At 58.4% G+C, this 23,250-nt stretch carries 21 protein-coding genes; 20 read left to right on the top strand and 1 reads right to left on the bottom strand.

What is annotated here, in order from left to right:
* Positions 1-41: 41 nt before the first annotated feature.
* From fabZ to ispD, 12 genes are all read left to right on the top strand, one after another.
* Positions 42-482 carry a 3-hydroxyacyl-ACP dehydratase FabZ gene (gene fabZ, locus BLU25_RS09210; RefSeq protein ID WP_016781990.1) on the top strand — a complete coding sequence of 147 codons (441 nt, stop codon included), beginning with the start codon at positions 42-44 and terminating at the stop codon, positions 480-482.
* Positions 479-1,255 carry an acyl-ACP--UDP-N-acetylglucosamine O-acyltransferase gene (lpxA, locus tag BLU25_RS09205; protein ID WP_016781991.1) on the top strand — a complete coding sequence of 259 codons (777 nt, stop codon included), beginning with the start codon at positions 479-481 and terminating at the stop codon, positions 1,253-1,255. Before fabZ ends, lpxA begins: the two co-directional genes overlap by 4 nt.
* Positions 1,256-1,257: 2 nt before the next feature.
* Positions 1,258-2,388: a lipid-A-disaccharide synthase gene (gene lpxB / locus BLU25_RS09200; RefSeq protein ID WP_016781992.1), complete on the top strand. Its 1,131-nt coding sequence runs from the start codon at positions 1,258-1,260 to the stop codon at positions 2,386-2,388.
* 11 nt (positions 2,389-2,399) lie between these two features.
* Entirely contained in the window at positions 2,400-3,008 is a 609-nt protein-coding gene (gene rnhB, locus BLU25_RS09195; RefSeq protein WP_016781993.1) for a ribonuclease HII, read from the top strand.
* A gap of 78 nt (positions 3,009-3,086) precedes the next feature.
* Positions 3,087-6,608, top strand: a complete 3,522-nt coding sequence (dnaE, locus tag BLU25_RS09190) for a DNA polymerase III subunit alpha (RefSeq protein ID WP_083369605.1) — start codon at positions 3,087-3,089, stop codon at positions 6,606-6,608.
* Between the two features lie 184 nt (positions 6,609-6,792).
* The gene (locus BLU25_RS09185) at positions 6,793-7,740 is read left to right on the top strand and encodes an acetyl-CoA carboxylase carboxyltransferase subunit alpha (protein ID WP_016781995.1); all 948 of its coding nucleotides are present in this window, start codon (positions 6,793-6,795) and stop codon (positions 7,738-7,740) included.
* Between the two features lie 124 nt (positions 7,741-7,864).
* Complete coding sequence (gene tilS, locus BLU25_RS09180) at positions 7,865-9,181, top strand: tRNA lysidine(34) synthetase TilS (protein ID WP_016781996.1); 1,317 nt, start codon at positions 7,865-7,867, stop codon at positions 9,179-9,181.
* Between the two features lie 272 nt (positions 9,182-9,453).
* The gene (locus BLU25_RS09175) at positions 9,454-11,085 is read left to right on the top strand and encodes a CTP synthase (protein WP_029611550.1); all 1,632 of its coding nucleotides are present in this window, start codon (positions 9,454-9,456) and stop codon (positions 11,083-11,085) included.
* Positions 11,086-11,090: 5 nt separating this feature from the next.
* Positions 11,091-11,936 carry a 3-deoxy-8-phosphooctulonate synthase gene (gene kdsA, locus BLU25_RS09170; protein WP_016781998.1) on the top strand — a complete coding sequence of 282 codons (846 nt, stop codon included), beginning with the start codon at positions 11,091-11,093 and terminating at the stop codon, positions 11,934-11,936.
* 153 nt (positions 11,937-12,089) lie between these two features.
* Positions 12,090-13,379: a phosphopyruvate hydratase gene (gene eno, locus BLU25_RS09165; RefSeq protein WP_016781999.1), complete on the top strand. Its 1,290-nt coding sequence runs from the start codon at positions 12,090-12,092 to the stop codon at positions 13,377-13,379.
* A 168-nt stretch (positions 13,380-13,547) separates the two neighbouring features.
* Entirely contained in the window at positions 13,548-13,826 is a 279-nt protein-coding gene (gene ftsB / locus BLU25_RS09160; RefSeq protein WP_016782000.1) for a cell division protein FtsB, read from the top strand.
* Positions 13,823-14,527, top strand: a complete 705-nt coding sequence (gene ispD, locus BLU25_RS09155; protein WP_016782001.1) for a 2-C-methyl-D-erythritol 4-phosphate cytidylyltransferase — start codon at positions 13,823-13,825, stop codon at positions 14,525-14,527. The genes ftsB and ispD overlap by 4 nt, the downstream gene beginning before the upstream one ends.
* Positions 14,528-14,642: 115 nt before the next feature.
* Here ispD and BLU25_RS09150 read toward each other — a convergent pair whose 3' ends face one another.
* Positions 14,643-15,548: a LysR substrate-binding domain-containing protein gene (locus BLU25_RS09150; protein WP_016782002.1), complete on the bottom strand. Its 906-nt coding sequence runs from the start codon at positions 15,546-15,548 to the stop codon at positions 14,643-14,645.
* A 108-nt stretch (positions 15,549-15,656) separates the two neighbouring features.
* Between BLU25_RS09150 and BLU25_RS09145 the strand changes: the two genes are divergently transcribed.
* The 8 genes from BLU25_RS09145 (at position 15,657) to rpoS (ending at position 22,921) form a co-directional block, all read left to right on the top strand.
* On the top strand, positions 15,657-16,769 hold the full coding sequence (locus tag BLU25_RS09145) for an S-(hydroxymethyl)glutathione dehydrogenase/class III alcohol dehydrogenase (RefSeq protein ID WP_016782003.1): 1,113 nt from the start codon (positions 15,657-15,659) through the stop codon (positions 16,767-16,769).
* Positions 16,770-16,924: 155 nt separating this feature from the next.
* Entirely contained in the window at positions 16,925-17,770 is an 846-nt protein-coding gene (gene fghA, locus BLU25_RS09140) for an S-formylglutathione hydrolase (protein WP_016782004.1), read from the top strand.
* A gap of 62 nt (positions 17,771-17,832) precedes the next feature.
* Entirely contained in the window at positions 17,833-18,306 is a 474-nt protein-coding gene (ispF, locus tag BLU25_RS09135; RefSeq protein WP_016782005.1) for a 2-C-methyl-D-erythritol 2,4-cyclodiphosphate synthase, read from the top strand.
* The gene (gene truD / locus BLU25_RS09130; protein ID WP_016782006.1) at positions 18,303-19,361 is read left to right on the top strand and encodes a tRNA pseudouridine(13) synthase TruD; all 1,059 of its coding nucleotides are present in this window, start codon (positions 18,303-18,305) and stop codon (positions 19,359-19,361) included. Before ispF ends, truD begins: the two co-directional genes overlap by 4 nt.
* A complete protein-coding gene (surE, locus tag BLU25_RS09125; RefSeq protein WP_016782007.1) occupies positions 19,349-20,098 on the top strand; it encodes a 5'/3'-nucleotidase SurE in 750 nt (249 codons plus the stop codon). The genes truD and surE overlap by 13 nt, the downstream gene beginning before the upstream one ends.
* Before the next feature lie 41 nt (positions 20,099-20,139).
* Positions 20,140-20,775 carry a protein-L-isoaspartate(D-aspartate) O-methyltransferase gene (locus BLU25_RS09120; RefSeq protein ID WP_169845246.1) on the top strand — a complete coding sequence of 212 codons (636 nt, stop codon included), beginning with the start codon at positions 20,140-20,142 and terminating at the stop codon, positions 20,773-20,775.
* 207 nt (positions 20,776-20,982) lie between these two features.
* A complete protein-coding gene (locus BLU25_RS09115; protein WP_029611551.1) occupies positions 20,983-21,810 on the top strand; it encodes a peptidoglycan DD-metalloendopeptidase family protein in 828 nt (275 codons plus the stop codon).
* Positions 21,811-21,916: 106 nt separating this feature from the next.
* The gene (gene rpoS, locus BLU25_RS09110) at positions 21,917-22,921 is read left to right on the top strand and encodes an RNA polymerase sigma factor RpoS (RefSeq protein WP_016782010.1); all 1,005 of its coding nucleotides are present in this window, start codon (positions 21,917-21,919) and stop codon (positions 22,919-22,921) included.
* Positions 22,922-23,250 lie beyond the last annotated feature (329 nt).

Raw genomic sequence — 23,250 nt, 5'->3', positions numbered from 1 at the left:
AGTCGCGCGCGCCCAATCTTTATTACAGGCTTCCCCACGAAATGATGGACATCAACGAGATTCGCGAATATCTGCCCCACCGTTACCCGTTCCTGCTGGTGGACCGAGTGGTGGATCTGGATGTCGAGAACAAGCGCATTCGTGCCTACAAGAATGTCAGCATCAATGAGCCTTTTTTCAATGGCCACTTTCCGGCGCATCCGATCATGCCGGGTGTGTTGATCATTGAAGCCATGGCCCAGGCTGCGGGCATCCTTGGCTTCAAGATGATGGACCTCAAGCCGGCTGACGGCACGCTCTACTACTTTGTAGGCTCGGACAAGCTACGCTTTCGTCAGCCCGTGCTGCCGGGTGATCAACTGATCCTCGAGGCCAAGTTCCTGAGCTGCAAGCGTTCGATCTGGAAATTCGAGTGCCAGGCCACGGTAGACGGCAAGCCGGTATGCTCGGCTGAAATCATTTGTGCGGAACGCAAACTATGAGTTTGATTGACCCTCGCGCAATCATCGATCCGACGGCCATCTTGGCCGACGACGTCGAGGTCGGCCCTTGGTCGATCATCGGCGCAGGTGTGGAAATCGGCGAGGGGACAGTGATTGGGCCGCATGTGATTCTCAAGGGCCCAACCAGGATCGGTAAGCACAATCGCATCTACCAGTTCTCATCGGTAGGCGAGGACACCCCTGATCTGAAGTACAAGGGCGAAGAAACTCGCCTGGTGATCGGTGACCACAACGTTATTCGTGAAGGCGTCACCATTCATCGCGGAACCATTCAGGACCGCTCCGAAACCACACTGGGTGATCACAACCTGGTGATGGCCTATGCCCATATCGGTCATGACAGCGTCATTGGCAACCATTGCATCCTGGTCAACAACTCTGCGTTGGCGGGCCATGTGCATATGGGCGATTGGGCGATCCTGTCGGGTTTTACCCTGGTTCATCAGTTCTGCCATATCGGTGCCCATAGCTTTTCGGGCATGGGTACTGCCATCGGCAAGGACGTTCCGGCATTTGTCACCGTATTCGGCAGCCCTGCCGAAGCCCGCAGCATGAACTTTGAAGGCATGCGCCGTCGCGGCTTCAGCGACGATGCCATCCATGCCTTGCGTCGTGCCTACAAGGTGGTTTACCGCCAGGGGCTGACGGTTGATCAGGCGCTTGCCGAGCTGGCCGAGCCTGCCGCGCAGTTCCCGGAAGTTGCCATGTTTGTAGAGTCCATCCGCACATCCACTCGCGGCATTACGCGCTAGTCATGGCCAGATTGCGTATTGCGCTGGTGGCGGGTGAAGCCTCGGGCGACATTCTGGGCTCGGGGTTGATGCGGGCGCTCAAGGCGCAGCATGGCGACATCGAATTTATCGGCGTTGGCGGTCCGTTGATGGAAGCAGAGGGCATGAGCTCCTACTTCCCGATGGAACGCCTGTCGGTCATGGGCCTGGTTGAAGTGCTGGGGCGCCTGCGTGAACTGCTCAAGCGCCGCAAGCTGCTGGTGCAGACCCTGATTGCCGAAAAACCCGATGTGTTTATCGGTATCGATGCGCCGGATTTCACCCTCAATATCGAACTTCAATTGCGTCGTGCCGGGATCAAGACCGTGCATTACGTAAGCCCGTCCGTGTGGGCGTGGCGGCAGAAGCGCGTGCTGAAAATCCGCGAAGGCTGCGATTTGATGCTCACGCTTCTGCCCTTTGAAGCCAAATTCTATGAAGAGCACGGTGTTCCCGTGCGTTTCGTCGGGCATACCCTGGCCGATACCATCCCGCTTGAAGCCGACAAGGCCGCTGCTCGCGCCGAACTTGGGTTGCCAGACGGGCCGTTGGTGGCCTTGATGCCCGGCAGTCGCGGCGGCGAAGTGGGCAAGCTGGGCGGGCTGTTTCTTGATGCCGCGCAAAAGATCCGTGAAGCGCGGCCCGAAGTGCGTTTTGTCCTGCCCTGTGCCAATGCCGCCCGTCGCGAGCAGATCGAGCAGTTGCTGGTGGGGCGCGACCTGCCGTTGACCTTGCTGGACGGGCAATCCCATCTGGCCCTGGCGGCCTGTGATGCAGTGTTGATCGCATCCGGCACGGCAACCCTCGAAGCCTTGCTGTACAAGCGGCCGATGGTGGTGGCTTATCGCCTTGCGCGCCTGACGTTCTGGGTTCTCAAGCGTCTGGTCAAAAGCCCGTATGTGTCGCTGCCCAACTTGCTGGCCCAGCGCATGCTGGTGCCCGAGCTGTTGCAGGATGCGGCTACCCCGGAAGCTCTGGCCCGCACCTTGCTGCCCTTGCTCGACGGTGGCGAAGAACAGACCCGCGGTTTTGACGAAATCCATCGCACCTTGCGCCTCGACGCTTCCAATCAGGCCGCCCAAGCGGTGCTGGACCTGATTGCACAATCCAAATGAGTAAAGTAACCATGCAAATCGGCTTGGACTTCAATCTGGTCGAAGACCTCGTGGCCGGTGTCGATGAAGTGGGGCGTGGCCCCTTGTGCGGTGCTGTGGTAACGGCGGCCGTGATTCTCGACCCCAATCGGCCTATCGCCGGGCTCAACGACTCGAAAAAACTCACCGAAGCCCGTCGCGAAAAGCTGTTCGACGAAATCCGTGAAAAAGCCCTGAGCTGGTGCATTGCCCGGGCTGAAGTCGAAGAAATCGACGAACTGAACATTTTGCACGCCACCATGCTGGCCATGCAGCGCGCTGTGGAGGGGCTGAGTATTACCCCTAAACTGGCGATGATCGACGGTAATCGCTGCCCCAAGCTGGCGATGCCGGCCGAGGCCGTGGTCAAGGGTGATAGCAAGGTACCGGCAATTGCTGCAGCATCGATCCTGGCCAAGGTCAGCCGTGATCGCGAGATGGCGGCGTTCGAGCTGCAATACCCGGGTTATGGCATTGGCGGGCACAAGGGTTATCCAACCGCCGTTCACCTTGAAGCACTTGAGCGCTTGGGCCCTACACCGATTCACCGGCGCTCGTTTGGCCCGGTGCGTCGTGCTTACGAGGCCCTTGAAGGCCTTTAGCCATAAGGCTGATGTTTTTGCCAAGGCCCGGTACAATCCGGGCCTTGTTGTTTCTCAAAGCTTATAGACAGGATCACCATGCCGGCTTCATTCGTTCACCTGCGCCTGCACACTGAATACTCCCTGGTCGATGGCCTGGTGCGGATCAAACCGCTGATCAAGACCCTGGCCGGCATGAATATGCCTGCCGTCGCGGTGACTGATCAAAACAACATGTGCTCCCTGGTCAAGTTCTATAAGGCGGCGATGGGCGGCGGGATCAAGCCGATCAGTGGCGCAGACCTGTGGCTGTCGAACAAGGACCCGGAAAACCCCCTCAGCCGTATCAGCCTGCTGGCGATGAACCCTTTGGGTTATCGCAACCTCACTGAGCTGATTTCCCGTGGTTACATCGATGGCCAGCGCAATGGCCAGGTGATCATTGAGCGCGAATGGGTCGCCGAGGCCGCAGATGGCCTGATCATGCTGTCGGCAGCCAAGGAGGGCGAGATCGGTGTCGCGCTGATCAGTGGCAACACTGAAGAAGCCGAGGCCCTGGCCCGCGAATGGATGGCGGTATTCCCTGACCGCTTCTATCTCGAAGTGCAGCGCACCAAGCGTCCCAATGACGAAGAGCACCTGCATGCAGCTGTGGCCCTTGCAGACAAGATTGGCGCGCCGCTGGTGGCGACCAACGATGTGCGCTTTATCAAGCAGCAGGACTTTGAAGCCCACGAAACCCGCGTTTGCATTGGTGAAGGCCGCGCGCTGGATGACCCGCGCCGCTCCAAGAATTACAGCGATCAGCAATATCTGAAAAGCGCCGAGGAAATGGCCGAGCTGTTCAGTGACTTGCCCGAGGCGCTGGCAAACACGGTCGAAATTGCCAAGCGCTGCAATATCGAAGTGAAGCTGGGTACGCACTTTTTGCCCAACTTCCCGATCCCCGATGGCATGACCATCGATGAGTATTTTCGCAAGGTGTCGTTTGATGGCCTGGAAGAGCGCCTGAACGTTCTGCTGCCCAGGGACACCACCGAGGATTACGACACCAAGCGTCAGGTGTATGTCGACCGGCTGAATTTCGAGCTGGATATCATCATCCAGATGGGCTTCCCCGGTTACTTCCTGATCGTGATGGACTTTATCCAGTGGGCCAAGAGCAACGGCGTACCGGTAGGGCCGGGCCGTGGGTCGGGTGCCGGATCGCTGGTGGCCTATGTGCAGAAGATTACCGACCTTGACCCACTGGAATACGACCTGCTGTTCGAACGTTTCCTTAACCCGGAACGGGTATCGATGCCCGACTTCGACGTCGACTTCTGCATGGATGGTCGCGACCGGGTAATTGAATATGTGGCCGAAAAATACGGCCGCAACGCAGTAAGCCAGATCATCACCTTCGGTTCGATGGCCGCGAAGGCGGTTATCCGTGACGTGGCGCGGGTGCAGGGCAAGTCCTACGGCCTGGCGGACCGTCTGTCGAAGATGATTCCGTTTGAAGTGGGCATGACCCTGGAAAAAGCCTTCGAGCAGGAAGAAATCCTGCGCGACTTTATCAAGGTCGATGAAGAGGCTGCGGAAATCTGGGAAATGGCCCGCAAGCTTGAAGGCGTTGTGCGTAACGTCGGCAAGCACGCCGGTGGTGTGGTTATCGCGCCGACCAAACTGACCGACTTCTCGCCGATTTATTGCGACGAAGAGGGCGGTGGCCTGGTAACCCAGTTCGACAAGGATGACGTTGAGTCGGCTGGCCTGGTGAAGTTCGACTTCCTCGGTCTGCGAACCCTGACGGTGATCGACTGGGCGCTGAAAACCATCAACCGCGATCGTGCCAAGGTCGATGAGCCGCCGCTGGATATCGCCTTTATCCCGCTGGACGACAAACCGACCTACCAGTTGCTGCAAAAGGCCGAGACCACCGCGGTGTTCCAGCTTGAGTCGCGGGGCATGAAAGAGCTGATCAAAAAGCTCAAGCCCGACTGCCTGGAAGACTTGATCGCACTGGTGGCCCTGTTCCGTCCGGGCCCGCTGCAGTCAGGCATGGTTGATGACTTTATCAACCGTAAGCACGGCCGCGCCGAACTGGCGTACCCGCACTCGGACTATCAGTACGAAGGCCTCAAGCCCGTATTGGCCCCGACCTACGGCATCATCCTGTATCAGGAACAGGTGATGCAGATTGCCCAGGTCATGGCCGGGTACACCCTTGGCGGCGCTGACATGCTGCGTCGGGCCATGGGCAAGAAAAAACCCGAAGAAATGGCCAAGCAACGTGGCGGTTTCATCGAAGGTTGCGCCAACAACAATATTGACGCGGACCTGGCGGGTAACATTTTTGACCTGGTGGAAAAATTCGCCGGTTATGGCTTTAACAAATCCCACTCCGCAGCCTACGGTCTGGTGTCGTACCAGACTGCCTGGTTGAAAACCCATTACCCGGCACCGTTTATGGCCGCGGTACTGTCGGCGGATATGCACAACACCGACAAGGTGGTGATCCTGATCGAAGAGATTCGCAGCATGAAGCTGCGTCTCGATGCGCCGGATGTAAATGCCTCCGAGTTCAAGTTCACGGTAAACGATGAAGGCCGGATCATTTATGGTCTTGGGGCGATCAAGGGGGTGGGCGAGGGGCCGGTCGAGGCAATTACCGAGGCGCGTCAGGACGGCCCGTTCAAGGATTTGTTCGATTTCTGCGCCCGGGTTGATCTCAAGCGTATCAACAAGCGTACTCTTGATGGCCTGATCCGTAGCGGTGCCCTTGACCGCCTGGGGCCGTTTTTCCATGACGAGCCCAAGGCCTGGCAAGCCAACATCGATCAGAACCGTGCGGTGTTGCTGTCGGCGCTGGAAGAAGCGATCAAGGCAGCTGAACAAACTGCGCGCACCCATGACAGCGGCCACGCCGACCTGTTTGGCGGCTTGTTCGTCGAGGCCGATGCGGACGTCTATGCCAACCACCGCAAGGCCAGGGAACTGACGCTCAAGGAGCGACTCAAAGGCGAGAAGGACACGCTGGGCCTGTACCTGACCGGTCATCCGATTGACGAGTACGAAGGTGAAATTCGCCGCTTTGCCCGTCAGCGCATTATTGATCTCAAGCCTGCCCGTGATACCCAGACCGTTGCCGGGATGATTATTGCGTTGCGGGTGATGAAGAACAAAAAAGGCGACAAGATGGGCTTTATCACCCTCGACGACCGCTCGGCGCGCATTGAGGCTTCGTTGTTTGCCGAGGCGTTCCATTCGGCGCAGTCGCTGTTGCAGACCGACGCGATGGTGGTGGTGGAAGGCGAGGTCAGTAATGACGACTTTTCCGGTGGTCTGCGCCTGCGGGTCAAGCGCGTGATGAGCATGGAAGATGCGCGTACCAGCCTGGCCGAGAGCTTGCGCCTGAAAGTCAGCCGCGATGTGCTCAAGGGTGAGCAACTGCGCAATCTGGGCGAGCTGCTGAAGAAACATCGCGGTGCCTGCCCCATCACGATGGAGTACACCGGCGAAGAGGCCAAGGCCATGCTGCAGTTTGGCGAGACCTGGCGGATCGATCCGGCGGACAGCTTGATTCAAGCCCTGCGTGACCAGTTCGGGCGAGACAACGTCTTCCTCCAATACCGTTGACGGTCAGGTGCCCTAGCTGCGCCCTGACCTCGACCTGAATTTTTAATCTCGACCTGAGAGCGCCTGTCCCTTAAGGTAGGCGCGATACAGATCAACCGGCTGCCCCAGTTCGGTACGAAACGCCAGCAAATGCTGGGCTTTTGACCTTCTGGCATGCTTTGCCGCCGACCCAAGACGGATGCTTATGAACCCGAATTTTCTTGATTTCGAACAGCCGATTGCTGACCTGCAAGCCAAAATCGAAGAGTTGCGCTTGGTTGGTAATGACAATTCGCTGAATATCAGCGATGAAATCTCTCGTCTGCAAGACAAAAGCAAAACGCTGACTGAAGATATTTTCGGCAAGCTGACCAGCTGGCAGATTGCCCGTTTGGCCCGTCATCCGCGCCGTCCCTACACGCTGGACTACATCGATCACATCTTCACCGAGTTCGATGAGCTGCATGGCGACCGCCACTTTGCCGATGATGCTGCCATCGTTGGCGGTATTGCCCGTCTGGACGATCAGCCTGTGATGGTGATTGGTCACCAGAAAGGCCGTGAAGTGCGTGAGAAGGTGCGCCGCAACTTCGGTATGCCGCGCCCTGAAGGCTATCGCAAGGCCTGCCGTTTGATGGAAATGGCCGAGCGCTTCAAAATGCCGATCCTGACCTTTATCGACACGCCGGGTGCTTACCCGGGTATCGACGCTGAAGAGCGCAACCAGAGCGAAGCCATTGCCTGGAACCTGCGTGTCATGTCGCGCCTGAAAACCCCGATCATCGCTACTGTTATCGGCGAAGGCGGTTCGGGCGGTGCATTGGCCATTGGCGTATGCGACCAGTTGAACATGCTGCAGTACTCGACCTACGCGGTGATCTCGCCGGAAGGTTGTGCCTCGATTCTGTGGAAAACCGCCGAAAAAGCGCCGGATGCTGCTGAAGCGATGGGCATCACCGCCGAGCGTCTCAAAGGCCTGGGCATCGTCGACAAGGTGATTGGCGAGCCATTGGGCGGCGCGCATCGTGACCCGGCAGCGGCTTCTGCGAGCATTCGTGCCGATCTGATTTCCCAGCTCGACATGCTCAAGAAGCTGGATCACGAAGCCCTGCTCAAGCGTCGTTATGATCGTTTGATGAGCTACGGTCTCTGATTAAAAGCTGACCCTCACCCCAACCCTCTCCCGGAGGGAGAGGGGGCTGATGGGTGGTGTTCTCGCTACCGCATACGGCCAGTTCCCTCTCCCTTTGGGAGAGGGCCAGGGTGAGGGGCTTTTGATGGCCGACATGCCAGCTCTACTTTTCCAGGTCTTAAAACCCTGGCGCAACGCCAAGGCCTGGCACGTCGCGCTCTCCGGCGGCCTGGACTCGACCGTCCTGCTGCACCTTCTCGTTCAATTGCGTCAAACCCATTCAATACCGCCCATTACCGCTGTCCATGTCCATCATGGTCTCCAGGCGGAGGCTGATGCGTGGCCGGCCCATTGCCAGGCACTGTGTGACGGGCTGGGGGTGCCCTTGCAGGTGATTCGCGTGCAGGTGCAAGCGGGTGCAAGTGTCGAGCGTGCCGCCCGGGATGCGCGCTACCAGGCGTTTGCGGCGCTCACCGCTGCCGCAGAGGTGCTGCTGGTTGGGCAGCACCGCGACGATCAGGCCGAAACGCTACTGTTTCGACTGTTGCGCGGGGCAGGGGTCAGTGGTCTGGCGGCCATGCCGCGCCAGCGTCGCCTGGGGGCAGGGCACCTGTGCCGGCCCTTGCTGGACGTGTCCCGCGCCCAGCTTGAGGCATACGCCCGAGAGCAAGGGCTGAGCTGGATTGAAGACCCTTCCAACACTCAGACAGATTTTTCCCGCAACTTCCTGCGCCATGAAGTCTTTCCGGGCCTGCTTCGACGCTGGCCCCAGGCCGCCGCCAGCATGGCCCGCAGCGCGGCGCACTGCGCCGAGGCGCAGGGTCTGCTGGACGAACTGGCCCGGCAGGATCTGCACGCTGCGGGCTCTGCCGGCGAGTTTGCCTGGCTTGGCTTGCCCTCCCTGGAACTGGCCACCCTCGCCAGCCTGTCACCTGCCCGGCAGCGCAATGCCTTGCGTCACTGGCTGGCGACGTTTACCTCGCTGCCGGACACCGACCATTGGGCGGGCTGGGAAGCGCTGCGCGATGCCCGCGACGATGCCCGGCCGGTCTGGAAGCTTGCCGAGGGTGAGCTGCATCGCGCAGCAGGGCGCATCTGGTGGTTGTCCGGCGACTGGCTGCGCCAGCCGGTTGCGCCCGTGCCCTGGGGGCAGCCCGAGCAGGCGCTGGTACTGCCGGGTAATGGCCGGGTGCGCTTTGTCGGGGATATTCCGGATGGCGCCCTGCAGGTGAGCTATCGTCAAGGAGGCGAAGTGATGACGCTGCCCTCGCGTGGCCATCGCGACCTCAAGCGTCTGCTCAATGAGAGTGGCGTGCCGTTGTTCGCCCGTGGCAGATTGCCGCTTGTGTACCGAAACGGGCAGTTATTGGCCGTGGCAAACCTCCAGGGACTGGACTCAAGCCCCTGTGGACGCTGGCAATTGCAGTGGCTGCCAACTTCGAGCGATCAAGGTTTGAGCTGAAAGGGGGTTTCCGGTAGACTACGCTCCCTTCTTGATACAACTTCTGTGGATTCACCAGAATTACAGACGTTGCCGATTACCAAGCAGTCTTTGCTGGGCGATTTTAAAAAAATGTATGGCTTGTATCGAACCGGTGGTTGCCATCGGTCTGTTCCAACGCAGCAGTTTTTCAAAAGGTGCACTGTGACTAATGCTGGTGATTGGGGGCTTCGGCCTTCCTTCGCTTTCCCCGGCGGCTCTGACCGCTTTAACGCAGACTTCTAGGGTTTTTCATGACGCGCTACATCTTCGTCACGGGCGGTGTTGTTTCTTCATTGGGGAAAGGCATTGCCTCGGCTTCATTGGCAGCCATCCTGGAGGCGCGGGGACTTAAGGTCACCATGCTGAAGCTGGACCCCTACATCAACGTTGATCCGGGCACCATGAGCCCGTTCCAGCACGGTGAAGTGTTCGTCACACACGACGGCGCCGAAACCGACCTGGACTTGGGCCATTACGAGCGGTTTATCCGCACGACCATGACCCAGAACAACAACTTCACCACGGGCCGTGTTTACGAACACGTCCTGCGCAAGGAGCGCCGTGGTGATTACCTGGGTGCAACCATCCAGGTGATTCCGCACATCACCGACGAAATCAAACGTCGAATCATCAAGGGCGCCGGCGATGCCGACGTAGCGATGGTTGAGATTGGCGGCACTGTGGGTGACATTGAGTCGCAACCGTTCCTCGAAGCTATCCGTCAGCTGCGCATCGAAGTGGGCGCCAAGCGCGCCATGCTGATGCACCTGACTCTGGTTCCGTACATCGCCACCGCTGGCGAAACGAAAACCAAACCTACACAGCACTCGGTTAAAGAGCTGCGTTCCATCGGCCTGCAGCCAGACGTCCTGATCTGCCGTTCCGATCACCACGTTGATGTGTCCTCGCGTCGCAAGATCGCGCTGTTCACCAACGTTGAAGAGCGCGCCGTGATTTCGCTGGAAGACGCCGACACCATCTACAAGATCCCGGGCATGCTGCACGCTCAGGGTCTGGATGATTTCGTGGTTGAGCGCTTCGGCCTGGAATGCAACAGCGCCGACCTGTCCGAGTGGGACAAGGTGGTCGACGCCAAGCTCAATCCAGAGCACGAAGTCACCATCGCGATGGTCGGCAAGTACATGGAACTGCTGGACGCGTACAAGTCGCTGATCGAAGCGATGAGCCACGCCGGTATTTCCAACCGTACCAAGGTCAACCTGCGTTATATCGACTCCGAAGATATCGAAAACAAAGGCACCGAACTGCTTGAAGGCTGTGATGCCATTCTGGTTCCGGGCGGCTTCGGTCTGCGCGGCGTCGAAGGCAAGATCACGGCGGTTCAGTATGCACGTGAGAACAAGGTGCCATACCTGGGTATCTGCCTGGGCATGCAAGTAGCGGTGATCGAGTTCGCACGTAACGTGCTGGGCTGGAAAGACGCCAACTCCACCGAATTCGATCGCAGCAGCGGCCACCCGGTTGTGGGCCTGATCACCGAGTGGGAAGACGCCACCGGTGCCGTCGAAACCCGTACCGAAACCTCCGATCTGGGCGGCACCATGCGTCTGGGTGCGCAGGATTGCCAGCTGCAAGCCGGTTCCCTGGTTCACGACTGCTATGCCAAGGACGTGATTGTTGAACGTCATCGTCATCGCTATGAAGTGAACAACAACCTGTTGCCGCAACTGACCGAAGCAGGCCTGAAAGTGACCGGTCGCTCCGGTGACGGCGCGTTGGTAGAAGTGGTTGAAGCACCGGATCATCCTTGGTTCGTCGCTTGCCAGTTCCACCCGGAGTTCACCTCCACGCCACGTGATGGCCATCCACTGTTCACCGGTTTCGTCAAAGCTGCACTGGCGCAACACGAGAAGAAGGCGTAACCAGAATGGCGCAAAAGATTATCCGTGTAGGCAATATCGAAATTGCCAACGACAAGCCAATGGTCTTGTTCGGTGGCATGAACGTGCTGGAAAGCCGTGATATGGCCATGCAGGTGTGTGAAGAGTACGTGCGGGTTACCGAAAAGCTTGGTATCCCTTACGTGTTCAAGGCCAGTTTCGACAAGGCCAACCGCTCATCTGTCAGCTCTTACCGTGGCCCTGGCCTCGAAGAAGGCATGCGGATTTTTCAGGACATCAAGGCTGCTTTCGGTGTGCCGCTGATCACCGACGTCCACGAGCCTGCGCAAGCAGCCGTGGTCGCCGAGGTCTGCGACATCATCCAGTTGCCGGCATTCCTGTCGCGTCAGACTGACCTGGTCGTGGCCATGGCCAAGACCGGCGCCGTGATCAACATCAAGAAGGCCCAGTTCCTTGCACCCCAGGAGATGAAACACATCCTGAGCAAGTGCGAAGAAGCGGGCAATGACCAGTTGATCCTCTGCGAACGTGGCTCCAGCTTTGGCTACAACAACCTTGTTGTCGACATGCTGGGCTTCGGCATCATGAAGCAGTTCGAATACCCGGTCTTTTTCGATGTGACCCACGCGCTGCAAATGCCGGGTGGTCGCTCGGACTCTGCCGGTGGTCGTCGTGCCCAGGTAACCGACCTGGCCAAGGCTGGCATCAGCCAGAGCCTGGCAGGTCTGTTCCTGGAAGCACACCCGGATCCTGACAACGCCAAATGCGACGGCCCTTGCGCCTTGCGTCTGGACAAGCTGGAGCCATTCCTGGCCCAGCTGAAGTCGCTGGATGAGTTGGTTAAAAGTTTTCCGACAATAGAAACCGCGTAATCCTCGTTTCTCCGGTAAAGTACCGCACGATTTCTCGGGCCTCAGGGCCCGAGCCTTATCGCCCGCAAGGCTGCCCGCTTTTTGACCCTTGCCGCCGATAACAATATTTCCCTCAGCTGCGTCGTTTTCGTCAACTTTGGAGTATTTACAACAATGGCAAAGATCGTCGACATCAAAGGTCGTGAAGTTCTCGACTCCCGTGGCAATCCCACTGTGGAAGCGGACGTGCTTCTCGACAACGGCATCATCGGCAGCGCTTGCGCGCCGTCCGGTGCTTCCACCGGTTCCCGTGAAGCGCTGGAACTGCGTGATGGCGACAAAAGCCGTTACCTGGGCAAAGGCGTGTTGAAAGCCGTTGCCAATATCAACGGCCCGATTCGTGATTTGCTGCTGGGTAAAGACCCGGTTGACCAAAAGGCGCTGGACCACGCGATGATCGCGCTGGACGGCACTGAGAACAAAGGCTCCCTGGGCGCCAACGCTATCCTGGCCGTGTCTTTGGCTGCTGCCAAGGCTGCTGCCCAGGACCAGGATCTGCCGCTGTACGCCCACATCGCCAACCTGAACGGCACTCCGGGTGTTTACTCGATGCCGGTTCCGATGATGAACATCATCAACGGTGGCGAGCACGCTGATAACAACGTCGATATTCAAGAGTTCATGGTGCAGCCGGTTGGCGCCAAGACCTTCTCCGACGCGCTGCGCATGGGCACCGAAATCTTCCATCACCTCAAGGCTGTGCTCAAGGCTCGTGGCCTGAACACCGCAGTGGGCGATGAAGGTGGTTTCGCACCTAACCTGGCGTCCAACGAAGATGCACTTAAAGTGATCTCCGAAGCCATCGCCAACGCCGGTTACACCCTGGGCACCGACGTGACCCTGGCACTGGACTGCGCGGCCAGCGAATTCTACGAAGACGGCAAGTACAACCTGTCGGGTGAAGGCCAGGTCTTCAGTTCCGAAGGTTTTGCTGAATACCTCAAAGGTTTGACCCAGCGCTATCCGATCATCTCGATCGAAGACGGCCTGGACGAGTCCGACTGGGATGGCTGGAAAATCCTGACCGACAAAATCGGTGAGAAAGTTCAGCTGGTGGGCGACGACCTGTTCGTGACCAACACCAAGATCCTGAAAGAAGGCATCGATAAAAAGATCGCCAACTCGATCCTGATCAAGTTCAACCAGATCGGCACCCTGACCGAAACCCTGGAAGCCATCCAGATGGCCAAGGCGGCTGGTTACACCGCTGTGATCTCGCACCGCTCCGGCGAAACCGAAGATTCCACCATTGCCGACCTGGCTGTGGGTACTGCGGCAGGCCAGATCAAGACCGGTTCGCTGTGCCGTTCCGATCGCGTTTCCAAGTACAACCAATTGCTGCGCATCGAAGAGCAATTGGGCGCAAAAGCCAAGTACAACGGTCGTGGCGAGTTTCGCGGCTGAGTACTTAATGGTAAAAAGTCAGCAGGCAGTGTCGGAAAATTCGCCAAGTCGGGTCTTTTGACACTAATCTGATGCTTCTGTATACAAGCCTGGTTCGTCCAGGCTTTGTACTATTCGTTGTTTACGTTTGTCGGCATGGCTGTCTTTTCACTGGATACCTGATATTCGATGCGCAGTCCCAATTGGTTGTTTCTTATCTTGCTCTTGCTGCTGGCAGGCCTGCAGTATCGCCTGTGGGTGGGTAATGGCAGTTTGGCGCAGGTGACTGACCTGACCCAGCAAATAGCCGATCAGCGTGCTGAAAACGAAATTCTGCTTGAGCGCAACCGCGTGCTGGATGCGGAAGTACTCGAGTTGAAAAAAGGCATGGAGACCGTTGAAGAGCGTGCTCGCCATGAGTTGGGCATGATCAAAGAGGGTGAAACCCTCTATCAGTTGGCCCAATGAGTTTTTCGTCACCGGCCTTTTGGGCCGTGATTCCTGCCGCGGGTGTGGGTGCCCGTATGGCCGCGGACCGTCCCAAGCAATATTTGCAGTTGGGCGGGCGCAGTATTCTGGAACACAGCATCAGCTGTTTTCTCGACCATCCGGGCCTCAAGGGGCTGGTGGTCAGTGTCGCGTTTGATGACCCTTTCTGGCCGTCCCTGCCGTGTGCTGGCGACCCCCGTGTGGTGCGGGTCGATGGCGGGCGCGAGCGTGCCGATTCAGTACTCAATGCGTTGTTGCACCTGCATGCGCAAGGCGCGGCAGATGATGACTGGGTGCTGGTCCACGATGCCGCGCGACCGAACCTGTCTCAGGAAGACCTCAACAAACTGCTGAGTGAATTGGCTGACGACCCCGTAGGTGGTTTGTTGGCCGTTCCTGCGCGAGACACGCTCAAGCGCGTGGACAAAAACGGCCGTGCGGTTGAAACCATTGATCGCAGCTTGATCTGGCAGGCGTATACGCCGCAGATGTTCCGCCTGGGAGCCTTGCACCGCGCCTTGGCGGACAGCCTGGTGGCCGATGCGACCATCACCGACGAGTCCTCTGCGATGGAGTGGGCAGGGCTGGCGCCACGCCTGATTGAAGGGCGCTCGGACAATATCAAGGTCACTCGCCCGGAAGACCTTGAATGGCTGCGGTTGCGTTGGGCGAACCGCTGATCAGAACCTGCTGAGGTTCTTGTGGGAGCGGGCTTGCTCGCGATGGTGTCACCTCGGTTTGCCTGACAGACCGAGTCGTCTGCATCGCGAGCAAGCCCGCTCCCACTGTTAAAAACTACTGCACCCTCTCCTGATATTCCTCCCGCTTGGCCAAGCCTTCCTTCAAATAATCCACCAATTTTCTGACCTTGGGCGACAGGTGCCGCTGTTGCGGGTAAAGCGCCCACACGGCCGTGTTGGGCGGCTGGTGGGTGTCGAGCAAGGACACCAGCGCTCCGCTCTTCAAATGCTCCAGCACGTAATAGTCCGGTAACTGACACAGCCCTACCCCCTGCAACGCAGCATCCAGCACCGCCTGCCCGCTGTTGCAGCGCCAGTTCCCCTGCACCCGTTGCGAAAATTCGCGACCATCCTGCTGCAATTGCCACAGGTCGGAACTGCCAATCAGACAGTTGTGCCGGCTCAGTTCCGACAGGCTATGGGGCCGACCATAGCGTTCCAGATACGAAGGCGAGGCGCACATATACATGCGTCTGGGGGCAAGCCGCGTGGCCACCAGCCTTGAGTCCTGCAAGCGGCCCAGGCGAATCGCCAGGTCAAGGCTTTCATGCACCAGATCCAGCGGGCGGTTGCTCAGTTCTATATCGACCCGCAACTGCGGGTACAGGCCCATAAAGCGTGTGACCAGAGGCACGATAAAACGCTCGCCATAAGCCACTGCGCAGGTCATGCGCAGCATGCCTTTGGGCTCGCTGGCCAGGTCACCAATGGCCCGCAGCGCTTCTTCGCGGCCATCTTGCAGGCGCTGGCAGTGCTGCAAAAAGGTTTGCCCGGCTTCGGTCAGCGTGACCTTGCGGGTACTGCGATAAAACAGGCGGGTTTGCAACCGTTCTTCCAGGCGCGCCACCTGACGGCTGATATGGGATGAAGAGACGCCCAGGCGCTCGGCCGCCGCAGTGAATTGGCCGCACTCGGCCACGGCGACAAATTCGTCTATACCTTCCCAGCGGTTCTCATTCATGGTTGATTATCCCTGAATAGCAATAATGTTTTGCTTTTGCCCGGATTATTAATCACTCAGCGCTGATTTACACTCGGCGTCTTGTTTTTACTTTGCTGGAGACCATCGATGATCAAGTCACGTGCTGCCGTAGCGTTCGAGGCCAAAAAGCCCCTGGAAATCGTGGAAGTAGACGTTGCCATGCCCAAGGCTGGCGAAGTGCTGCTGCGGGTTGTGGCCTCGGGTGTCTGCCATACCGATGCCTACACGCTGTCGGGCGCAGACCCGGAAGGCATCTTCCCGTCGATCCTGGGCCACGAAGGCGGTGCGATCGTTGAAGCGATCGGCGAGGGCGTGACTTCGGTTGCGGTCGGCGATCATGTGATCCCGCTGTACACGCCTGAGTGCGGCAAGTGCAAATTCTGCCTGTCGGGCAAGACCAACCTGTGTCAGGCCATTCGCGCCACCCAGGGCAAGGGCTTGATGCCGGATGGCACTACGCGCTTCTCCTACAAAGGCCAGCCGATTTTCCACTACATGGGTACTTCGACCTTTTCGGAGTACACCGTGCTGCCGGAAATCTCGGTCGCGAAAATCCAGAAAGACGCACCGCTGGAGAAGGTGTGCCTGCTGGGTTGCGGCGTGACCACCGGCATCGGTGCGGTGCTCAACACCGCCAAGGTCAAGCCGGGTGACACCGTGGCCATCTTCGGCCTGGGCGGCATTGGCCTGTCGGCGGTGATTGGTGCGGTGAAAGCCAAGGCTGCACGGATCATCGCCATCGATATCAACCCGGCCAAGTTTGAAATTGCCCGGCAGTTGGGTGCTACCGATTGCGTGAACCCGAAAGACTTCGATCGTCCAATCCAGGAAGTGATCGTCGACATGACCGATGGCGGTGTCGACTTTTCCTTCGAGTGCATCGGCAATGTGCAGTTGATGCGAGCGGCATTGGAATGCTGTCACAAGGGTTGGGGCGAATCGGTGATCATCGGCGTCGCCGGTGCAGGCCAGGAAATTTCCACCCGTCCATTCCAGCTGGTGACCGGTCGCGTCTGGCGCGGTTCGGCCTTTGGCGGCGTGCGCGGTCGCAGTGAATTGCCAAGCTACGTCGATATGGCGCAAAGCGGCGAGATCCCGCTGGATACCTTTATCACCCACACCATGGGCCTGGAAGATATCAATAAGGCTTTTGACCTGATGCATGAAGGCAAAAGCATTCGTACCGTCATCCATTTCTAATTAACAGCGGTAAGTCTAAACACCGCTAAACCCCTGTGGGAGCGGGCTTGCTCGCGATTGCAGTTACCCGGCTTGACTGAAAGACCGAGTTGTCTGCATCGCGAGCAAGCCCGCTCCCACAGGAGTGGTGTTTTTCTTGCAGTCTGGAGCTGCCCATGACATTGGAAAATATCTCCTGCCAGAAGAGCTTTGGCGGATGGCACAAGCGTTACAAGCATCGCTCGCACGTGCTGGGTTGTGACATGGTGTTTGCCGTGTACCTGCCGCCACAAGCGGAGCAGGGCGCAAAGTTGCCGGTGCTGTACTGGCTGTCGGGTTTGACCTGCACCGACGAGAACTTCATGCACAAGGCCGGCGCGATGAAGATGGCCGCCGAGCTGGGGCTGATCATTGTGGCGCCGGACACCAGCCCCCGTGGCGACGGTGTACCTGATGACCCGCAGGGCGCCTGGGACTTTGGCCTTGGCGCCGGTTTTTACCTGAACGCATCCCAGGAGCCTTGGGCTCAGCATTATCGGATGCATGATTATGTCGTTCAGGAATTGCCCGACCTGGTCGAGGCGCATTTCCCGGCTTCACAAAAACGCGGTATCAGCGGGCACTCGATGGGCGGGCACGGTGCGCTGATGTGTGCGTTGCGCAATCCCGGACGCTATCAGTCCGTGTCGGCCTTTGCCCCGATCAGCAATCCGATGGATTGCCCCTGGGGGCAAAAGGCATTCAGCCATTACCTGGGTGAAGAACGTGCGCGCTGGCGTGAGTGGGATGCCAGTGTGCTGATTGGCGAAGCCAGTGAAAAACTGCCTTTGCTGGTCGATCAGGGCGATCGCGATGACTTCCTGGCCGTTCAGCTCAAGCCTGAAGTGCTGCAACAGGCTGCCAAACTGGCCGATTACCCGCTGACCTTGCGTCTGCAACCGGGCTACGACCATAGCTATTTCTTCATCGCCAGTTTCATCGATGACCACTTGCGTCATCACGCAAAGGCGCTAAGTGCCTAATAGCGCCCAATGTTGGTCAAAGTAGGTAGAATCACGCCCTGACTTAATCGGGGCGTTTTTTTATGCGTATTGGCCACGGCTATGATGTGCACTGTTTCGCTGAAGGCGATTTCATTACGTTGGGCGGCGTGCGGATCTCCCACAAATTCGGGCTGTTGGCCCACTCTGATGGCGATGTGCTTTTGCACGCGCTCAGCGATGCCTTGCTGGGTGCTGCGGCACTGGGCGATATCGGCAAGCATTTTCCGGACACCGATCCGACCTTCAAGGGCGCTGACAGCCGCGTCCTGTTGCGTCATGTCGTGGGTCTGATCCATGCCAAGGGCTGGAAAGTCGGCAACGTCGACAACACCATCATTGCCCAGGCGCCGAAAATGGCGCCGCATATTGAAACGATGCGCGCGCTGATTGCCGCGGATCTAGAGGTTGATTTGGACCAGGTAAACGTAAAGGCCACGACCACCGAAAAACTCGGTTTTGTCGGTCGTGAAGAAGGGATCGCGGTGCACTCCATTGCCTTGTTGGTTCGCCCATGAACGAGTCTGATCTGCTCGGCCCGCGGGCCTACGGTGAAGCACTGGGCACGGCTGTGCTCAAGGCCACGGCTGAAGACTTCCAGGTCGACGAAGTCCTGGATATCCCGCTGTCCGGAGACGGCGAGCACCTGTGGTTGTGGGTCGAGAAACGCGGCCTGAACACCGAGGAGGCTGCCCGGCGCATAGCCAAGGCGGCGGGTGTGCCCTTGCGCACTGTCAGCTATGCCGGTCTCAAGGACCGTCAGGCACTGACTCGTCAGTGGTTCAGCGTGCAGTTGCCGGGCAAGGCAGATCCTGATTTGTCGGGCGCTGAAAACGACACGCTGAAGATTCTCAAGACCTCGCGGCACAAGCGCAAATTGCAGCGCGGTGCCCATGCGGCCAACGGTTTTACACTGCGCCTGACGCAACTGAACGCCGACAAGGACGCGCTGGAGCAACGCCTGCAACAGATCACCAGGCAAGGTGTGCCGAACTACTTCGGCACCCAGCGTTTTGGCTGGCAGGGCGGAAACCTCGGCGAGGCCCGTGATTATGCTGCGCGCAAAGCCCTGCCCGAGCAGCGCAACGTGCGCTCCCGGCTGCTGTCCACCGCCCGCAGCTACCTGTTCAATCAGGTGCTCGCGGCGCGGGTGGCCGACGGCAGCTGGCAACGGGCACAGGTCGGTGATTTGCTGGCGTTTACCGACAGCCGCAGTTTTTTCCCGGCGGGTGAGGCAGAGTGCAGCGACCCGCGCCTGGCCATTCTCGACCTTCACCCCACCGGCCCGCAGTGGGGCGAAGGCGAATCACCGACCACTGGCGCCACCCATGCGCTGGAGCAGTCGATCGCCGAGCGCGAAGCCGAGTTGCGTGACTGGCTGGTGCGCGCGGGCATGAGCCACGAGCGACGTATCCTGCGACTGCCCATTGGCCGGTTGACGTGGCATTATCCGCAGCCTGACATTCTGCAACTGGAATTTGTTCTGCCGGCCGGATGCTTCGCCACTGTTCTGGTGCGTGAGCTTGTTGATCTGGTGACGTTGGATCAAGCGGATAGCTTATGCGTATTCTGATTTCAAACGATGATGGGGTCACGGCACCGGGTCTGGCTGCGCTTTACGCAGCGCTGGCCGACTACGCCGATTGCGTGGTGATCGCCCCTGAGCAGGACAAAAGCGGCGCCAGCAGTTCGCTGACGCTGGATCGGCCCCTTCACCCTCATACCCTGGCCAATGGCTTTATCAGTATCAACGGTACGCCCACCGATTGTGTGCATCTGGGTATTCACGGCTTGCTGGAGCAGCAGCCGGACATGGTGGTGTCGGGCATCAACCTGGGGGCCAACCTGGGTGACGATGTACTGTATTCGGGCACTGTGGCGGCGGCACTTGAAGGGCGTTTTCTGGATCGGCCTTCTTTTGCCTTTTCGTTGGTCTCCCGCCAGGTGGACAACCTGCCGACGGCGGCGTTTTTTGCCCGCAAGCTGCTTGAAGCCCACGCATCGCTGGACTTGCCGCCGCGTACGGTCCTCAATGTCAATATTCCCAATCTGCCATTGGACAAGATCCGTGGCATCCAGCTGACCCGTCTCGGGCATCGGGCCCGTGCTGCTGCGCCGGTGCGTGTAGTTGATCCGCGAGGCAAGGCCGGTTACTGGATTGCTGCGGCAGGTGATGTCGAAGACGGCGGCCCGGGCACGGACTTTCATGCGGTGATGCAGGGCTATGTGTCGATAACGCCGTTGCAGCTGGATCGCACCTTTGGCGATGGATTCAAACACCTCAATGGCTGGCTGGAGGGCATGGGCTGATGGCGCGCGAGCAGGATGGCATGATGCACCGCGGTATTGGCATGACCTCGGAGCGTACCCGCGAGCGGCTGATCCAGCGCCTGCGTGAAGAAGGCATCGTTAACCAGAACGTGCTTGAGGTCATCCGCCGCACACCCCGACATCTGTTTGTGGATGAGGCGTTGGCCCATCGGGCCTATGAAGACACCGCGCTGCCGATCGGCAATAACCAGACCATCTCCCAGCCTTACATGGTGGCCCGCATGAGCGAGCTGCTGCTGGAAGACGGGCCGCTGGACAAGGTCATGGAGATCGGTACCGGTTCGGGCTATCAAACCGCCGTGCTGTCGCAATTGGTCGAGCGGATTTTTTCGGTCGAGCGCATCAAGGTGCTGCAGGACCGGGCCAAGGAACGACTGCTGGAGCTCAACCTGCGCAACGTGGTGTTCCGCTGGGGCGATGGCTGGGAGGGCTGGCCTGCGCTGGCGCCTTACAACGGTATTATCGTTACGGCGGTGGCCACCGATGTACCCCAGGCATTGCTCGATCAACTGGCCCCTGGCGGGCGCCTGGTGATTCCGGTGGGGGCGGGGGAGGTGCAGCAACTGATGCTGATCGTGCGCGAAGAGCACGGATTCGCCCGCCGGGTGATCGGCAATGTGCGCTTTGTGCCACTGCTTAACGGGCCACTGGCCTGAGTCTTTGTTGGCGCCAGGTGAATTATGGGCCGGGCCACGGGTCATAAAGCCCGTCACCCGGCCCTGCCCAGTGCGCGTTTATGTTTTATACAGTGTGTTTATCAATCGGCTTTGCAGTCTGTAAAAGCCCTGTAGCCAGTTATACTTGCGCCTAATGAGGCCAGTACTGGCGTTCTAATTTTCAGCCATCTTCAAAGGGAGCGGCGGGTGAGTCTCACAGTCATTGCGCAGCGTATGAGCAGCAAAAGCTTTCAGAGACTGGCGGCCGGTCTGTTGCTGAGTACCACACTGGCTTTGTTGGCGGCGTGCTCCAGCACCCCCAAGAATGGCGTCAATGTCGTTGACCGCAACGGTGTGGCCCAGCGCCCGGCCGTGACCACGGGGCAGTATGCCGTGCGTCGCGGCGATACCCTGTTTTCGATTGCCTTTCGCTACGGTTGGGACTGGAAAGCGCTGGCTGCACGCAACAATATCGCGGCGCCGTTCACCATTGTTCCGGGGCAGGTGATCCGCTTCGACGGGCGCTCCGGCAGCCAGCCCGCAGGTGCTACCAGCACCACGGTGGTCTCCTCTTCTTCGGGCAGCAAGACCACGGTAATCAAGCGTCCAGGCACTGTGGCCAGCACTCCTGCGCCCGCGCCAGCCCTGCCGGCAGGCCCTGCACCCAAGGGTTGGGGGTGGCCTTCCAATGGTATTTTGATCGGTAAATTCTCTTCAAACGGTAGTTTGAATAAAGGTATTGATATCGCCGGCGATTTGGGACGGCCTGTTTTAGCTGCGTCTGATGGTTCGGTTGTATACGCTGGCAGTGGATTGAGGGGCTACGGCGAACTGATCATCATCAAACACAGTGATACCTACGTCAGTGCCTACGGTCACAACCGCAGGCTTTTGGTTCGGGAGGGGCAGCAGGTCAAGGTCGGACAGACAATTGCCGAAATGGGGTCAACTGGTACAGACCGGGTGAAACTTCACTTTGAGATTCGCCGCCAAGGTAAACCTGTAGATCCATTGCAATTCCTTCCTCGCCGTTGATCGGTTACCAGCCTGTTCCTGATGTGGATAAGGAACAGGCTCCAGCGTTGCCAAGGACTAAGGCGATGCTCGAGCTTGAGGTCGAACTCAACAAAGGACTACTACAATGGCTCTCAACAAAGAAGCGCCGGGGTTTGACATCGACGATGAGGTGCTCCTTATGGACTCCAGCATCGATAGCGACTTGATGTCAGAAGAAGACGATTCAGCCCCTACAGCTCGAACCAAGTCCAAAAAAGCACCCGCGACGAAACAGCACAAGTACATTGACTACACCCGGGCGCTAGACGCGACGCAGCTGTACCTCAATGAAATTGGCTTCTCCCCGTTACTCTCTCCTGCCGAAGAAGTTCATTTTGCGCGGCTGTCGCAAAGTGGCGACCCGGCCGGGCGCAAACGCATGATTGAAAGCAACTTGCGGCTGGTGGTGAAAATTGCCCGGCGCTATGTCAATCGTGGCTTGTCGCTGCTGGACCTGATTGAAGAGGGCAACCTGGGCCTGATCCGGGCTGTCGAGAAGTTCGACCCCGAACGCGGCTTCCGCTTCTCGACCTACGCCACCTGGTGGATCCGCCAAACGATTGAACGGGCGATCATGAACCAGACCCGCACCATTCGCTTGCCGATCCACGTCGTTAAAGAGCTCAATGTCTACCTGCGAGCCGCCCGCGAACTCACGCAAAAGCTGGACCACGAACCCTCCCCTGAAGAAATCGCCAACCTGCTGGAAAAACCTGTCGCAGAGGTCAAGCGCATGCTTGGGCTCAACGAACGGGTGTCATCGGTAGACGTTTCCCTGGGGCCGGATTCGGACAAAACCCTGCTCGATACCCTGACCGACGACCGCCCCACCGATCCATGTGAGCTGCTGCAGGACGATGATCTGTCGCAAAGCATTGACCAGTGGCTGTCTGAACTCACAGACAAGCAGCGTGAGGTGGTGATTCGCCGTTTCGGCCTGCGCGGCCATGAGAGCAGCACCCTTGAAGATGTAGGGCTGGAAATCGGCCTGACCCGTGAACGTGTACGCCAGATCCAGGTAGAAGGGCTCAAGCGTCTGCGAGAAATCCTTGAACGCAATGGTTTGTCTAGCGAGTCGCTGTTTCAGTAACGCGCCACAGGCTGACTTGAAACCCCGAGCTATTCGGGGTTTTTTGTGGGCGAAAGATTAATCAGGGCTGCCTGGCAGGTATTTATCTGCCGTTATAGTTAAACGCAACGTGTTGTTTTTTTAATGTTTTGTTTATTGGGTGAGTGTTGAAACGCAATGTCACGGGCAGGATTGATTATTCTCTGTAGGGTGTTGTAAGCCTTTACTTACATTTTGCGTAAGCAAAGGGCTTGGCAGAGATGGGTAAGTGCCTTTTTCTTACCTGGTGTATTTGCTAAGTGGCTGAAATTAAAAGCATTTAATTTAAAATATGAACTTTTTATGTAATA

Source organism: Pseudomonas fragi (assembly GCF_900105835.1).
In the GTDB taxonomy this organism is placed as follows: Bacteria; Pseudomonadota; Gammaproteobacteria; order Pseudomonadales; family Pseudomonadaceae; genus Aquipseudomonas; species Aquipseudomonas fragi.
This window is presented reverse-complemented; position numbering and strand designations above follow the sequence as displayed.

What these genes read in the sequence shown, in the direction of transcription:
- kdsA (WP_016781998.1), top strand. Translation starts at nt 11,091, where the DNA reads ATGGCGCAAAAGATTATCCGTGTAGGCAATATCGAAATTGCCAACGAC.
- dnaE (WP_083369605.1), top strand. Translation starts at nt 3,087, where the DNA reads ATGCCGGCTTCATTCGTTCACCTGCGCCTGCACACTGAATACTCCCTG.
- ispF (WP_016782005.1), top strand. Translation starts at nt 17,833, where the DNA reads ATGCGTATTGGCCACGGCTATGATGTGCACTGTTTCGCTGAAGGCGAT.
- surE (WP_016782007.1), top strand. Translation starts at nt 19,349, where the DNA reads ATGCGTATTCTGATTTCAAACGATGATGGGGTCACGGCACCGGGTCTG.
- BLU25_RS09175 (WP_029611550.1), top strand. Translation starts at nt 9,454, where the DNA reads ATGACGCGCTACATCTTCGTCACGGGCGGTGTTGTTTCTTCATTGGGG.
- BLU25_RS09150 (WP_016782002.1), bottom strand. Translation starts at nt 15,548, where the DNA reads ATGAATGAGAACCGCTGGGAAGGTATAGACGAATTTGTCGCCGTGGCC.
- lpxB (WP_016781992.1), top strand. Translation starts at nt 1,258, where the DNA reads ATGGCCAGATTGCGTATTGCGCTGGTGGCGGGTGAAGCCTCGGGCGAC.
- tilS (WP_016781996.1), top strand. Translation starts at nt 7,865, where the DNA reads ATGGCCGACATGCCAGCTCTACTTTTCCAGGTCTTAAAACCCTGGCGC.
- ispD (WP_016782001.1), top strand. Translation starts at nt 13,823, where the DNA reads ATGAGTTTTTCGTCACCGGCCTTTTGGGCCGTGATTCCTGCCGCGGGT.
- ftsB (WP_016782000.1), top strand. Translation starts at nt 13,548, where the DNA reads ATGCGCAGTCCCAATTGGTTGTTTCTTATCTTGCTCTTGCTGCTGGCA.
- lpxA (WP_016781991.1), top strand. Translation starts at nt 479, where the DNA reads ATGAGTTTGATTGACCCTCGCGCAATCATCGATCCGACGGCCATCTTG.
- truD (WP_016782006.1), top strand. Translation starts at nt 18,303, where the DNA reads ATGAACGAGTCTGATCTGCTCGGCCCGCGGGCCTACGGTGAAGCACTG.
- BLU25_RS09120 (WP_169845246.1), top strand. Translation starts at nt 20,140, where the DNA reads ATGACCTCGGAGCGTACCCGCGAGCGGCTGATCCAGCGCCTGCGTGAA.
- rnhB (WP_016781993.1), top strand. Translation starts at nt 2,400, where the DNA reads ATGCAAATCGGCTTGGACTTCAATCTGGTCGAAGACCTCGTGGCCGGT.
- eno (WP_016781999.1), top strand. Translation starts at nt 12,090, where the DNA reads ATGGCAAAGATCGTCGACATCAAAGGTCGTGAAGTTCTCGACTCCCGT.
- fabZ (WP_016781990.1), top strand. Translation starts at nt 42, where the DNA reads ATGATGGACATCAACGAGATTCGCGAATATCTGCCCCACCGTTACCCG.
- BLU25_RS09185 (WP_016781995.1), top strand. Translation starts at nt 6,793, where the DNA reads ATGAACCCGAATTTTCTTGATTTCGAACAGCCGATTGCTGACCTGCAA.
- rpoS (WP_016782010.1), top strand. Translation starts at nt 21,917, where the DNA reads ATGGCTCTCAACAAAGAAGCGCCGGGGTTTGACATCGACGATGAGGTG.
- BLU25_RS09145 (WP_016782003.1), top strand. Translation starts at nt 15,657, where the DNA reads ATGATCAAGTCACGTGCTGCCGTAGCGTTCGAGGCCAAAAAGCCCCTG.
- fghA (WP_016782004.1), top strand. Translation starts at nt 16,925, where the DNA reads ATGACATTGGAAAATATCTCCTGCCAGAAGAGCTTTGGCGGATGGCAC.